We start from the raw sequence: 13,810 nt of genomic DNA on the forward strand, positions 1-13,810 counted from the left end.
ACGTCATTGTATCCATTGCATTGCCGGCATGAGCGGCAACTCCTATCGTGAGGCCATACGTCAAGGAGACAGCATTGAAAATTGCAATTCTGGGCGCTGGCGCGCTGGGGTGCGCAATCGGCGCCACCCTTACCGAAGGCGGTCACGAGACCTGGCTGATCGATCGCTCGCCCGTGCACGTCGACGCGATGCGTCGCGACGGACTGCGCGTCGACGACGCCCGCGGCAGCCGCCAGGTACGCGTGCATGCGACGACGCAGGCTGCCGAAGTCGGCACGGCCGACCTGGTGGTGGTGCTGGTCAAGTCGTTCCACACCGACGCGGCGATTCGCGGCGCCCGATCGCTGGTGGGCGCGGATACCGTCGTGCTGTCGCTGCAGAACGGCCTCGGCCACGAGGACATCCTGAGCGACGCCGTCGGCCGCGAGCGCGTGCTCGCGGGCAAGACCTACGTCGGCGGCGTGCGGCGCGGCCCGGGCCATATCGAATCCGGCGTGATCGGCAAGTCGACCTACATCGGCGAACTCGACGGCCGCATCACGCCGCGCGTGCGGGCGATCGCCGACGCGTTCGATGGCGCCGGTCTCGCGACGACGATCAGCGACAACATCGTCGGCACGATGTGGGACAAGCTGCTGGTGAACGTCGCGACGGGCGCGCTGACGGGCCTCACGGGGCTCACCTACGGGCAGCTTTACGACGAGCCGCTGCTGAAGGCCACGTCGCTCGCGGCCGTGGCCGAGGCGATCGCGGCGGCCCGGGCAGCCGGCGTGAAGTTGTCGATGACCGACCCCGAACAGGCATGGACGCTGGCCGCTGAAGGGCTGCCCGCGACCTTCAAGACCTCGATGCTGCAAAGCCTCGAGAAGGGCTCGATCACCGAGATCGACTTCATCAACGGTTCGGTCGTGCGCTGCGGGCAGCGCTACGGCGTGCCGACGCCGGTCAATGCGACGCTCGTCGCGTGCATCAAGGGGCTGGAGCGCGCGATGGCCGATCGCCAACGCGAGGAGGCTGCCGCATGACCGCAACGAAAGCCTATCTCGAACACGTCGCGATCTGGGTGAAGGACATCCGCTGGCACATCCGTTTCTTCGAGGACGTGCTCGGCATGACGCTGCGCGAAGTCGACGGCCCGCTCGACGCCCCGCGGCAGTACTGGACGCTCGGCGGCCTGCAGTTCATCCACGCGCCGGAACACGACGGCCCGGAAGGCCGGCTCGCCCATCTCGGCGTGATGTGCGAGGACCTGGAAGCCGCGCTCGCCGCGGCGCGGCGATTCGACGTGACGGAGATGCCGCAGGGGCGCAACTGGCTTCGCCTGCCCGACGGGCTTGCCGTCGAACTGATTCAGGCCAAGCCGGCTTCCTGCGTCGCGCAGGCGCTGGCGATCGACCCGCGCGCGGAGGCATGACCATGACGATCGTCGAGAAATACTGGGACGACGCCCGCGAGGGCGACGCGTGCACGAGCCCGGCTTACGTCGTGACCAAGGCGCGCATTCTCGCGTACGCCGACCTCACCGGCGACCATACGCCCGTGCACGTCGACGAGGATTATGCGAACGCCAGCCATTTCGGCTGCCTCGTCGCGCACGGGCTGTTCGGGCTGTCCGTTGCCGACGGCCTGAAGACCCAGAGCGACTATCGCTTTGTGCCGGGCATGTCGCTCGGCTGGACCTGGGATTTTCTGCTGCCGATCAAGGTCGGCGACGTGCTGCGCGTGACGTTCCGCGTCGGTTCGATGCGGGCCAGCAAGAGCCGCCCGGACTGGGGCATCGTCGTGCTGCCGTCGGAGCTGATCAATCAGGACGGGCAGGTCGTTCAACGCGGCGAACATCGCCTGATGGTGCCGCGCCGGCCGGAGGCAGCGTGATGCAGGCCCGTCCCCTCGAAGGCATGCGCGTCGTCGACTACAGCCATTTTCTTGCCGGCCCGTATGTCGGGCGCTGTCTCGCGGCGCTCGGCGCCGAAGTCATCAAGGTCGAGCGCCCGGGCGCCGGCGACGCCGGACGTCAGCATGCGACCGTGCTCGACGACCAGCAAAGCGGCTATTTCCTGCAGCTCAACATGGGCAAGCGCGGCGTGAGCGTCAACATGAAGGACGCGCGCGGCAAGGCGTTCATGCAGCGGCTGTGCGACTCGGCCGACGTCTTCATCGAGAACTATCGGCCGGGCGCGCTGGACAAGCTCGGGCTCGGCTATGAAGAACTGTCGGCGCGCAATCCGGGGCTCGTCTACTGCTCGATTTCGGCGTACGGGCACACCGGTCCCGATGCGCATCGCGCCGGCTTCGGGCTGATCGCCGAAGCGAAGAGCGGGATCATGCAGATGGTCGGCACGCCCGGCGAGCGGCCGCCGCTGCTGCGCATTTCGCTCGGCGACATGTACACCGGGATTCATGCGGTCGCGGCCATCAACGCCGCGCTGCTCGGGCGCGTGAAGAGCGGCCGCGGGCAGCATATCGACATGGCGCTGTACGACACGCTGGTATCGATGCACGAATATGCGGTGCAGTGCTACACGCTGCAGGGCGTGCTGCCCGAGCAGACCGGGCACGACATGCCGACCTCGACGCTCTATGGCGTGTTCCGGGCCGCCGACGGCGATCTCGTGATCGCCGCGCAAGTCGACGACGCATGGAAGCGTTTCGCGCAACTGATCGAAGCGCACGGCGGCCCGGCCGGCTTCGGCGCGGACACGCGGTTTCACGACAGCACCGGGCGCAACGCGCACCGCGCGGAGATCCTGGCGGTGGTCGAGCCGTGGGTGGCCGCGCGTTCCGTCGCGTCGGTACTGGAACTGCTCGACGGCATCGACGTGCCGTGCGCGAAGGTGCAGCGCATCGACGAGGTGTTGAACGATCCGCAGATCCAGGCCAGAGGCATGGTCGTCGAGCAGCAGCATCCGCGCTACGGGACGCTGCGCCTGCCGAACCTGCCGTTCCGGTTTTCCGATTGCGACACGACCATACGCGACGTCGCCCCCGATCTCGGGCAGCACAACGCGGAGGTCGCGCGCTCGCTCGGGTTCGATTCGGCCGAAATCGATGCAATGCAGGCCGACGGCGTCCTCTATTCAAAAGCGAGCCAACGATGACGGACCAATACGCGGTGATCGGTTATCCGATCGGGCACACGAAATCCCCGCTGATTCACGGTCTGTTCGCGCAACAGACGCGACAGGACATCCGCTATACGGCGATCGAGGGGCCGGTCGAGCCGGCAGGCGCCTTTGCTGCAGCGGTTCGCGCATTTTTCGAGGGGGGCGGCAAGGGTATCAACGTGACCGCGCCATTCAAGCTCGACGCATTCGCGATGTCCGACGAGCGAAGCGCGCGCGCGACGCTGGCGGGCGCAGCCAATGCGCTCAAGTTCGACGGCGACCGCATCTGGGCGGACAACTTCGACGGCATCGGACTGGTTCGCGACATCGAAGTCAATCTCCGGCTTCCGATGGCGGGCAAGCGCATCTTGCTGCTCGGTGCCGGCGGCGCGGCACGCGGCGCGCTGCTGCCGTTCCTCGATGCCGGGCCGGCCGAACTCGTTGTCGTGAATCGCGACGTCGACAAGGCGCGCGCACTGGCCCTGGAGGTCGCCGGATGCGGAACGCTCATCGCGGGCGGCTATGCGGACCTCGCCCGGATGGGACGTTTCGACCTGGTGGTCAATGCGACGTCGGCCAGTCTGACCGGCAACCTGCCGCCTGTCCCGCCGAGCGTGTTCAGCCCGACCGGCACGGCCTATGAACTGGCCTACGGCAAGCGCCTGACGCCGTTTCTCCGACTCGCGAAAAATGCCGGCGTGCACGGTATCGCGGATGGCGTCGGCATGCTGGTCGAGCAGGCGGCCGAGGCGTTCGCCTGGTGGCGCGGCGTCCGGCCCGAGACCAGCGCGGTGATCGACCGGCTGGCCGTGCCGTTCGACTGAGTGCGCGACGGCGCGCGGCCCGCGATCCGGCTACGTCAACGCAGCGGCCGGACCGTCGCGCTTCGTTACGCTGAACGGTCGACCGTGACGCACACGGCGCGCGAATGCCGGATGACATGCGTGGACCGACGTGGCTCGCGCGTAGCAATCACGTGCCCCTTCGTCGATCCGGCATTCGATTCATTGCGGCTTCCGGTACGCAATGCGGCAGCGACGAGGTTCTCCAACGGCGTCGCGAGGCGACCGAGCAGTCGCGCGAGCGCGCTGCCGTCGTCGAACCGCGCACGGCAACCGCGCCGCCGGGCGCGCTTCTCATGCCGGCGACGCCGAACGCCGCACCGTCCCGCCTTTGCGATACGGCGACAGGGTCGCGAGCAGTCCGCAGCATGCGGCGAAGCTGAGCCAGTATCCGGGTGCGGCCTTGTCGCCCGTGATCTCGATCAGATAGGTCGACACCGCGGGCGTGAAGCCGCCGAAGACCGCCGTCGCGAGGCTGAAGGCCAGCGAGAAACCGGCCACGCGAACGCTGGCGGGCATGATTTCGGTCAGCGCCGCGACCATCGCGCCGTTGTACATGCCGAAGAAGAAGGAGAGCCACAACAGCACGGCCAGCATGCGGCCGAAGCTGGGGGCGGACGCAAGCCACGCGAGCGCGGGATACGACGTCACGATGGCCGCGACTGCGATGGCCACGAGAATCGGCTTGCGTCCGATGCGGTCCGACAGCGCACCGCCGACGGGCAGCCAGAAGAAATTCGACACGCCCACGCACAGCGTGACGACTAGGCTGTCCGCCGTCGACAGTTTCAGTACGGCCCTGCCGAACGTCGGCGTATAGACCGTGATGAGATAGAACGTCGTCGTGGTCATCGCGACCAGCAGCATGCCGGCGAACACGGTGCGCCAGTTCCGCAGCATCGTCGCGACTACCTCGCGTGCACGCGGACGATGGGTGCGCGCCTTGAATTCGTCCGTTTCCTGCAGCGTTCGGCGAAGCACGAAAATGACCGGGACGATCGCGCAACCGATGAAGAACGGGATGCGCCAGCCCCATGCACCGATTTCCTGGCTCGTCAGCAGATGATTCAGCAGATAGCCCAAGGCCGCCGCGATGACGATCGCGACCTGCTGGCTGGCCGACTGCCAGCTCGTATAGAAGCCGCGGTGCCCGGGCGTCGCCATTTCCGCCAGATAGACCGACACGCCGCCCAGCTCGGCACCGGCCGAGAAGCCCTGCAGCAGGCGCCCAAGCAATACCAGCGCCGGTGCGGCGAGCCCGATCGTCGCGTACCCCGGCACGCACGCGATCAGGATCGTGCCGCTCGCCATGATCGAGAGCGTCACGATCAGGCCTTTGCGTCTGCCCACTTCGTCGATGTAGGCGCCGAGCACGATCGCGCCGAGCGGGCGCATCAGGAAACCGGCGCCGAAGACGGCAAACGTCAGCAGCAGCGACGCGAACTCGCTTGCCGCCGGAAAGAAGACGCGCGAGATGCTGGTCGCATAGAAGCCGAACAGAAAAAAATCGAACTGCTCGAGAAAATTGCCGCTGGTCACGCGCAGGACCGCGCCGAGCTTCGACGTGCGTGCGGCCGTGCCGTCCGGCGCGGTTGACGGTGAGGGATGCATGGGGTGTCTCCGTTGGATGTATGGTGCGAAGCGGCCCGAAAGCCGGACCGCTTCGGTTGGCCCGGTTCAGTCCGAGCCGAGTTGCAGGCGGTTGGCCTGGCGCTTTTCGATCGACGACTTGAGCAGCGCCGCGCAGCGGAAGATTCCGTGGGCGAATTTTCCGTACGGCAACGTTGCGAACAGCGCCATCACGATGCCGAGATGAACGGCGAGCAGCGTCGCCATCGCGCTCGTGTCGCGCCACGCGAGCAACGCCAGTCCCGATGCGCTCACGAGCATCAGCAGGGCAATGAAGCCGCGGTCCATCGGACGTTGTGCCGGATCGGTCCGCGCGGGGTCGCGCCGCAGGTTGAGCCACAGGAGGCCGGCAGGCCCGATCAGCAGACCGATTCCGCCGACGGTGCCGAGCAGCACGGGCAGGCTCAGGAACGCGTACGGCGCGTGCAGGTCCAGCGCGTAGTGATAGAAGGTCGCCACGAGCGTGGCGGCAAAGCACAGCATGAAGCCGTAGAACGTGAAGTGGTGAAACCGGCGCCGCGCGCGCGTGAACGCATCGTCCGACTCGTTGCAGCCGTCACCGTGGCCGCCGTCGAGATAGGTCAGCACGAGCGCGTGTTTCGCCGCCTCGGCGACCGCGGGCAGGCTCGCCGTACCCGTCGACACGTCGCGCCAGAAACGCGTCACGCCGACCCCGAGCGCCAGAACGGCGAGGCCGAACACCGAGCCGAACATCGCGGCGAGCAGGTTGTGCGGAAAGATCGCGTAGAAACGGCCGCCCGACGGGCCATTCAGCAGCGAGCCGTGCATCGCGACGCCGAGCATCAGGAAAAGCGCCAGCCCGATCGCGAGGGCAAGCGCGACGGCCAGGCCGTTGCGCCTGTAGAGCTGGCCCAGCGCGGCGGGCCACGCATACTCGACATACGTGTCGAGCCGGACCTGCGCCATCGCCTTCGGCACGTTCACGGCGAATTCGTGCGGCGGCGCATATTGGCACGCGTGATAGCACGCGCCGCAGTTGTGGCACAGGTTGGCCAGGTAGTTGACGTCCGCCTTCGCGAATTCGAGCCGGCGCGTCATCGCCGGAAAGACCGCGCAAAACCCTTCGCAGTAGCGGCACGCATTGCAGATCTGCATCTGGCGCGCGACTTCCGCTTCGTGGTCGGTGACGGGCACGATGCGGATCACGGCGGCGCCGCTTGCGCGTGTCGACGGCCGGCCGGCGGGCGCGAGCGCGTGGGCGTCGCGAACGTGTTCTTCAATATCGTGCATGTTGAACTCCGGTCGTTTGCGCGGCCTTGGCCGCCTCGGTGCCCGCGATACGGCCGAACGCGGTGCCGATCGACATCCCGACGCCCGCCGTGTAACCCTTGCCCAGCACGTTGCCGGCCATCATCTCGCCGGCAACGAACAGGTTGCCGCTTGGTCGTCCGCCGAAGTGGACCTGCGCGCGCTCGTTGACCTTGAGCCCGAGATAAGTAAACGTGATGCCGGGACGCAGCGCATAGCCGAAGAAGGGCGGCGTATCGATCGGGCGTGCCCAGTGGGTTTTCGCGGGATGGACGCCTTCGGTGCGACAGTCGTCGAGCGTCGTGTGATCGAACGTGCCCACCTGGCATGCGGCGTTGTACGCGCGCAGCGTCTCGACGAACGCTCGCTCGGGCAGGTTCAGCCCGCGCGCGAGTTCCGGCAACGAATCGGCGCGGACCCCGGGGAATACCGGCGGCATGAAGCGTCCGACGGCCTTGGCATCGATGATCGAGTAGGCGGTCTGTCCCGGTTGCTGCGCGACGAGGCGGCCCCAGATCGCGTAACGCTTCGGCCAGAAATCTTCGCCTTCGTCGTAGAAGCGCTGCGCATCGCGGTTGACGACGATACCGAGCGACACGCAATCGATCCGTGTGCAGATGCCGCCGTCGTAGAGCGGCGCGCGCGCATCGATCGCGACGCAATGCGACTGCGACGGGTCGCCGATCGCATCCGCGCCGGCGTCGAGCATGGCCTTGAGCAGGACGCCCTGGTTGAAGCGCGTGCCGCGGATGAGGAAATTGTCGGCGGGCCACTCGCCACGCTCGTTTTGTCCCCACGCTTCGCGCAGCCATTCGCGGTTGGATTCGAAGCCGCCCGCCGCCAGCACGCAACTGCGCGCCTCGAAGCGCCGGCTCCCGCTGCGCGCGGCGACGAAGCGCTCGCCGTCGAGCTCGATGGCGTCGACGGGCGTGTCGTAGCGAATCCGTACGCCCAGCGCTTCGGCGCTGCGGTAATACGCGTTCACGAGCGCTTTGCCGCCGCCCATGAAGAATGCATTGGTCCGCGCCACGTGCAGTGCGCCGGACAACGGCGGCTGAAACCGCACGCCATGTGCGTGCATCCACGGACGACAGTTCGCCGACGCGCGGATCGCGAGCCGGGCCAACGCCTCGTTCGTGATGCCGCCCGTGACCTTCAGCAGGTCTTGCCAGTACTCTTCTTCCGGATAGGCGCCGACCAGCACGTCCTGCGGGCCGTCGTGCATGCAACGCAGGTTGCGCGTGTGCTGGGAGTTTCCGCCGCGCCATTCGCGCGGGGCCGCTTCCAGCAGCAGCACCGACGCGCCGGCTTCGCGCGCCATCAAGGCCGCGCACAGCGCCGCGTTGCCGCCGCCGATTACGAGAACATCGATCATCTGAGTCGTCTCCTTTGAGACGCACTCTACGGATCGGCCTCGCCTGCCGCCATCAGCGGCGCGGCAACACGTCTTCAGTTTTTGTGAAGAGGCGGCTCGCGCAGCGTGGCGCCGGGCCACCCGCCTGCCGCGACGATCTCGCGCGCGACGTCGGCGAGGACGACCCGCGCGGCGAGCCCGGCGGGCGACAACTCGTCGTCGGAGACGCTCGCGATCAGGTTCGGCCTCGTCGCGTGGGCGTCCGCGACAGGGACGCTCGCGAGCGCGGCGTTCTCGAGCCGTGCGAGCGCCGCGCCCGGTTGAATGGTTGCACCGAGCCCGCCGCGCACCGCATCCATCAACATCGCGAGGCCGTCGACTTCGGCGGCGATGTGCGGGGTAAAGCCGGTGCGGGCGAATGCGACATCCAGCAACGCGCGCAGACCATGCGGGCCGCTCGGCAGGATCAGCGGCACGGCGCCGAGGTTCGCCAGGCGGACGCGCGGCCCGTCGGGCATGCCCGGCAGGCCGGGGGCGCCGATCACGAACAGATGCTCGTCGAGCAACGGCATCACGCTCCAGCGCTGCGCGGGTTCTTCGCGAAACAGGATCGCCAGGTCGATCTGCCGCGCACTCAGCATCGCACCGAGATAGCCCGACAGGCTCTCGACCATGCGCAGCCGGACATCCGGATAGCGCCGTCGCATCGCCTGCATGAACGCGAGGCCGAGTACGCCGGTCGTACTGGGCGCAAGCCCGACGCTGACGTGCCCCGACAGGCGCGCCTGACGCGCGGCGAGCGCCGCATCGTCGACGTGGCGCAACGCGAGTTGCGCCTGTCGCCAGAATGCAAGGCCGGCGTCCGTCGGCACGACGCCCGTGGAGGTGCGTTGCAGCAGGCGCGTGGACAACTCGCTCTCGAGCCGGCTGATCTGCTGGCTCAGTGCGGACGTCACCACGCCCAGTTCCAGCGCGGCCTTGCCCATGCTGCCGTGTTCCACGACGCAGACGAAATAGCGCAGTTGCCTCAGTTCCATCGACACCTCGAATTGACTCAGCCGCGGTATTGTCGCAGCCGACGAGGCGCCGCTGGAGCGAATCGCGTCCACCGAGGCCGTGGAGCGACGCCGGAAAGACGGTCGAGCAGGCGGCGCCGCTCAAGGCGGCCGTTCCGGCTCGGCGAGTGTTCAGGTCGCGCAGTGAAGGCCGGCTACATGCGCGCCGGCGCGAACGGCCGTTTCATACCGCTTCGCTTATTGTCCGTCGACGTCGTTCGCGCAGGACTTCATGTCGCCGCGTCTTCCGCTTTCATTCGGCAAGCAGCCCGCGCGCGGCCAGGTTCGCATACAGCGCGCGCACGCCGAAGGTCCACGGCGCGATCTCCGTGCAAAGCCGCACGGTATTGACGAGTGCGCCGAGCGCGGGCGTCGAGATCGTGACACGGTCGCCCAGGTGATGCGTGAAGCCCGCGCCGGGCGCGTCGCGATCCTGGATCGGCGAGAACATCGTGCCGAGGAACAGCATGAAGCCGTCCGGGTACTGGTGATGCGCGCCGCAGGTCTGCGCGACGAGGTCGGCCGGGTCGCGGCTGATCTCGCGCATGTGGCTGATGCCGTCGAGGACGAAACCGTCGTCCGCGCCTTCGACGCGCAGCGACACGCTGCATTGACGCACGCCGTCGAGCGTGAAGCCGTCGTCGAACAGCCGCACGAACGGGCCGATCGCGCACGAGCCGTTGTTGTCCTTGCATTTGCCGAGCAGCAGCGCCGAGCGGCCTTCGATGTCGCGCAGGTTCACGTCGTTGCCGAGCGTCGCACCCACCGGCCGGCCGTCGCTCGCCACCGCCAGCACGATCTCCGGCTCCGGGTTGTTCCACACCGACACGGGCAGCAGCCCGACGTCCGCGCCGAAGCCGACCGCGGACATCGGCTGCGCCTTGGAGAACACCTCGGCATCCGGGCCGATGCCGACTTCCATGTATTGCGACCACGCGCCGCGGCGCTCGAGTTCCGCCTTCAGGCGCAGCGCGGCTTCCGAGCCGGGCACGATCTTCGACAGGTCGGTGCCGATGGTCGCGGCGATGGTGTCGCGTACCTCGCGCGCCCTGGCCGGATCGCCGCCGGCCTGTTCCTCGATCACGCGTTCGATCAGGCTGACGGCGAACGTGACGCCGCACGCCTTGATCGCCTGCACGTCGCACGGTGCGAGCAGGTGCGTCGCGCCGGGCGTGCCGTCGAGCGCCGCCTGCAGCAGCGGTTCGACGCGGCCCAGCGATTCGCCGACGGCGGTGCGCGCGATGGCGACTGCATCGGGGCGGTCGAACAGGTCCGCGGTGGTCGGCACGGTGCGCGTGAGGTCGAACACCTCGCCGCCGCGCACGGCGACGACGCTCGGGCCCGCGTGGGCGCCGTCGTGCCGCCAGACGCGGCCGATCAGCAGCGCGTGGGCGAGGTCGTGCGGCAGGCAGTCGGAAACGGAAGGAGTACGCATGGTCAGCTCGGCAAGAGTCGTGGACGGTGAAATCAGTGCGAATGGCGCGGGTTGCCGCGCTGCTCGATCACCTTCAGGTACAGCGTGGCCGGTTCGAGGCAGCCGCCGGTGGACAGCTGGCCGACGAAGCGGCGATAGAGTTCCTGCCACGGCGTTTGCGCCTGCGGCACGGTGAAGCTTGCGCTCTCGCGGCGTCGCGCGAGTTCGTCCTCGTCGACGAGCACGTCGACGCTGCGGCGATTCAGGTCCACGCGCACGCGGTCGTTCGTGCGCAGCAGCGCGAGGCCGCCGCCGACCGCCGCTTCCGGCGACATGTTCAGGATCGACGGGCTGGCCGACGTGCCGCTCTGGCGTCCGTCGCCCATGCACGGCAGCGACGTCACGCCGCGCTTCACCAATTCGGCGGGCGGCGCCATGTTCACGACTTCCGAACTGCCCGGATAGCCGACCGTGCCGCAGCCGCGGATCACCAGGATGCAGCGCTCGTCGATGTCCAGCGCGGGATCGTCGATGCGCGCGTGATAGTCCTCGGGGCCGTCGAACACGATCGCGCGCGCTTCGAACGTATTTTCCGCGCCCGGTTCGGAAAGATAGGTCCGGCGGAACGCGTCGCCGACCACCGACATCTTCATGATCGCGCTGTCGAAGAAGTTGCCCGACAGCACCATGAAGCCGGCGCCGTGCTTGAGCGGCGCGTCGGGCGTCCGGATCACGTCGCGGTCGGCGTCCTGCGCGGTGTCGGCGATCGCGCCGATCGCGCGACCGGATACGGTCAGGCAGTCGCGTCGCAGCAGGCCGGCCGCATCGAGCTGGCGCAGCACGGCAGGCACGCCGCCGGCGCGGTGGAAGCTTTCGCCGAGGTAGTCGCCGGCCGGCATGCAGTTGACGAGCAGCGGCACGGCTTCACCGAAGCGCTGCCAGTCGTCCAGGCTCAGCTCGACGCCCATGTGGCGTGCGATCGCGATCAGGTGCGGCGGGCAGTTGGTCGATGCGCCCAGCGCGGACGCGACGACGATCGCATTCTCGAATGCCGCACGCGTCATGATCGTCGACGGGCGAAGATCTTCGCGAACGAGCTCGACCGCGCGCTTGCCGGTCGCGTAAGCCATCTGGCCGCGCTCGCGATAGGCCGCGGGAATGCTCGCGCAGCCCGGCAGCGACATGCCCAGCGCCTCGGCCAGGCTGTTCATCGACAGCGCGGTGCCCATGGTGTTGCAATGGCCGATCGACGGCGACGAAGCCGTGGTCAGCTGCATGAAGCCTTCGTAGTCGATCTCGCCGGCCGCGAGCAGGTTGCGCGCATGCCAGATCACCGTGCCGGAGCCGACCCGCTTGCCCTCGTGCCAGCCGTCGAGCATCGGGCCGCCCGACAGCACGATCGCGGGCAGGTCGACGGTGGCCGCGGCCATCAGGCACGCGGGCGTGGTCTTGTCGCAGCCGGTCGTCAGCACCACGCCGTCCAGCGGAAAGCCGTGCAGCACTTCCACCAGCCCGAGGTAGGCGAGATTGCGGTCGAGCGCGGCGGTGGGCCGGCGGCTTTGCTCGGCCAGCGGATGCACGGGGAATTCCATCGGAATGCCGCCCGCGTCGCGGATGCCGGCCTTGGTCCGCTCGGCCAGCTCAAGGTGGTGGCGGTTGCACGGTGCCAGGTCGCTGCCCGTCTGCGCGATGCCGATGACGGGGCGGCCCGACTGCAGTTCCTCGCGCGTCAACCCGTAGTTCATGAAGCGCTCGACATAGAGCGCGGTCATGTCGGCGTGCGCGGGGTCGTCGAACCATTCCTGGCTGCGCAGGCGGCGAGCGGTGTGTGACATGGCAGGCTGTCTCCTAAGGGGCCTTTCTCATTTTGCGTGCCGGATAGTTACCGGTAACATCGGTGGGATGTTAGCACGGGGTTTTTGCATCGCGGAAGGGATTTCGTGCGCGATTTCGTGCGCGAGTGGCGCAGCAGAGGGCGGCGGAAACCGGTACGGAGCCGCGCATCCCGCGGGTCGGGATGCGCCCGGGCGCCGGCCGTCAGGCGCTTTCCCGCGGGATGATCGTGTAGTCGATACGAATGCTTTTCGATTCGGTCCGCTCGCCGCCGTCGCGCGCCTGCAGCGCCGCCAGCAACGCTTCGCCGGTGCGCAGCCCGATACCGTACGCATCGACCGACACGGTCGTGATGGTCGGATGGCAGCAGGTTGCCACTTCGAAGTTCCCGAAGCCGGCCACCGCGATGTCGGCGGGCACGGCCAGCCCGCGCCGATGACATTCCATGATCGCGCCGAACGCCGACATGTCGCTCACGCACATCACCGCATCGGTATCCGACCATTGCGCCAGCAGGGCCGCCATCGCCGGGCCGCCGTGGCTCATCGTGATCGGCGATTCGCCCAGCCGCACGACGCGCGGTTCGCCGAGCCCCAGCGCCTTGATCTCCGCCTGGTAGCCCTTGAGCCGGTCCAGGCCGCGGCGATCCAGTTCGCTCGCGCCGACCAGAAAGCCGATGCGCCGATAGCCGCGCTCGGCGAGGTGCCGCACCATCGCACGGGCGGCGCGCACGTTCGAGAAGCCGACGGCGGTGTCGATCGGGCGGGTGGGCAGGTCCCACATCTCGACCACCGGAATCGCCGAGCGCTCCAGCACCTTGCGCGTCGCGTCGGTGTGCTGCGCCCCGGTCAGCGCGATGCAGCGCGGCTGGTGCCGCAGCATCGAGCGCACCAGCCGTTCTTCCCGTTCGAGGTCGTAGTCGGTATCGCCGAGCAGCAACTGCAGGCCATGCGGTTCGAGTGCATCGGTCAGCCCGCGCACGGTGTCCGAGAAGTTCGAACTCGACAGCGACGGCACCAGCACCGCGACGAACTCCGAGCGCCCCGACGACAGCGCGCCGGCGGCCGCGTCGGCCACGTAGCCGAGCTGCTCGATGGCCTCGCAGACCCGTGCGCGCGTCTCGGCGGCCACGCTGTGCCCGGCGAGCACGCGCGACACGGTCATCTTCGAGACGCCGGCGAGGCGCGCCACGTCGGACATGCGGGGCGGCCCGGCAGGCCGGACGGCGGTGGGACTGGGCATCGGAATCGCGATCGTGAGAAGGCCGGAAAGGCTACATCATACCGGTGCGGCGTACCGGGCAGGCCGGC

Annotated in this window: 12 protein-coding genes; 5 read left to right on the top strand and 7 right to left on the bottom strand. The window is 68.3% G+C overall.

What is annotated here, in order from left to right:
• The first annotated feature begins 74 nt into the window (after window positions 1-74).
• From KU887_RS32220 to aroE, 5 genes are read left to right on the top strand one after another with little or no spacing between them, the layout of a single operon-like run.
• The gene (locus KU887_RS32220; protein ID WP_059723022.1) at window positions 75-1,025 is read left to right on the top strand and encodes a ketopantoate reductase family protein; all 951 of its coding nucleotides are present in this window, start codon (window positions 75-77) and stop codon (window positions 1,023-1,025) included.
• Window positions 1,022-1,414 carry a VOC family protein gene (locus KU887_RS32225; protein ID WP_258258821.1) on the top strand — a complete coding sequence of 131 codons (393 nt, stop codon included), beginning with the start codon at window positions 1,022-1,024 and terminating at the stop codon, window positions 1,412-1,414. The genes KU887_RS32220 and KU887_RS32225 overlap by 4 nt, the downstream gene beginning before the upstream one ends.
• Before the next feature lie 2 nt (window positions 1,415-1,416).
• Complete coding sequence (locus KU887_RS32230; RefSeq protein ID WP_205670750.1) at window positions 1,417-1,875, top strand: MaoC family dehydratase; 459 nt, start codon at window positions 1,417-1,419, stop codon at window positions 1,873-1,875.
• Window positions 1,875-3,098 carry a CaiB/BaiF CoA-transferase family protein gene (locus KU887_RS32235; RefSeq protein WP_058903932.1) on the top strand — a complete coding sequence of 408 codons (1,224 nt, stop codon included), beginning with the start codon at window positions 1,875-1,877 and terminating at the stop codon, window positions 3,096-3,098. The genes KU887_RS32230 and KU887_RS32235 overlap by 1 nt, the downstream gene beginning before the upstream one ends.
• Window positions 3,095-3,928, top strand: coding sequence for a shikimate dehydrogenase (gene aroE / locus KU887_RS32240; RefSeq protein WP_006498140.1), 834 nt, complete (start codon window positions 3,095-3,097; stop codon window positions 3,926-3,928). The genes KU887_RS32235 and aroE overlap by 4 nt, the downstream gene beginning before the upstream one ends.
• A gap of 312 nt (window positions 3,929-4,240) precedes the next feature.
• Here aroE and KU887_RS32245 read toward each other — a convergent pair whose 3' ends face one another.
• From KU887_RS32245 to KU887_RS32275, 7 genes are all read right to left on the bottom strand, one after another.
• Window positions 4,241-5,557 (bottom strand): MFS transporter, encoded by a 1,317-nt coding sequence (locus KU887_RS32245; protein WP_258258822.1) that lies wholly within the window; start codon window positions 5,555-5,557, stop codon window positions 4,241-4,243.
• A gap of 66 nt (window positions 5,558-5,623) precedes the next feature.
• Window positions 5,624-6,826: a tricarballylate utilization 4Fe-4S protein TcuB gene (gene tcuB, locus KU887_RS32250; protein WP_069352300.1), complete on the bottom strand. Its 1,203-nt coding sequence runs from the start codon at window positions 6,824-6,826 to the stop codon at window positions 5,624-5,626.
• Window positions 6,813-8,219: an FAD-dependent tricarballylate dehydrogenase TcuA gene (gene tcuA / locus KU887_RS32255; RefSeq protein ID WP_059723012.1), complete on the bottom strand. Its 1,407-nt coding sequence runs from the start codon at window positions 8,217-8,219 to the stop codon at window positions 6,813-6,815. Before tcuA ends, tcuB begins: the two co-directional genes overlap by 14 nt.
• 74 nt (window positions 8,220-8,293) lie before the next feature.
• Window positions 8,294-9,235, bottom strand: coding sequence for a LysR substrate-binding domain-containing protein (locus KU887_RS32260; RefSeq protein WP_006498144.1), 942 nt, complete (start codon window positions 9,233-9,235; stop codon window positions 8,294-8,296).
• Between the two features lie 271 nt (window positions 9,236-9,506).
• Window positions 9,507-10,688 carry a fumarylacetoacetate hydrolase family protein gene (locus KU887_RS32265; protein ID WP_124675710.1) on the bottom strand — a complete coding sequence of 394 codons (1,182 nt, stop codon included), beginning with the start codon at window positions 10,686-10,688 and terminating at the stop codon, window positions 9,507-9,509.
• A 32-nt stretch (window positions 10,689-10,720) separates the two neighbouring features.
• Window positions 10,721-12,502: an IlvD/Edd family dehydratase gene (locus tag KU887_RS32270; RefSeq protein ID WP_006483301.1), complete on the bottom strand. Its 1,782-nt coding sequence runs from the start codon at window positions 12,500-12,502 to the stop codon at window positions 10,721-10,723.
• A 202-nt stretch (window positions 12,503-12,704) separates the two neighbouring features.
• Window positions 12,705-13,742, bottom strand: a complete 1,038-nt coding sequence (locus KU887_RS32275; RefSeq protein ID WP_176731446.1) for a LacI family DNA-binding transcriptional regulator — start codon at window positions 13,740-13,742, stop codon at window positions 12,705-12,707.
• Window positions 13,743-13,810: the final 68 nt, after the last annotated feature.

It is taken from the genome of Burkholderia sp. EMB26 (assembly GCF_024730645.1).
Taxonomy (GTDB): Bacteria; Pseudomonadota; Gammaproteobacteria; order Burkholderiales; family Burkholderiaceae; genus Burkholderia; species Burkholderia cenocepacia.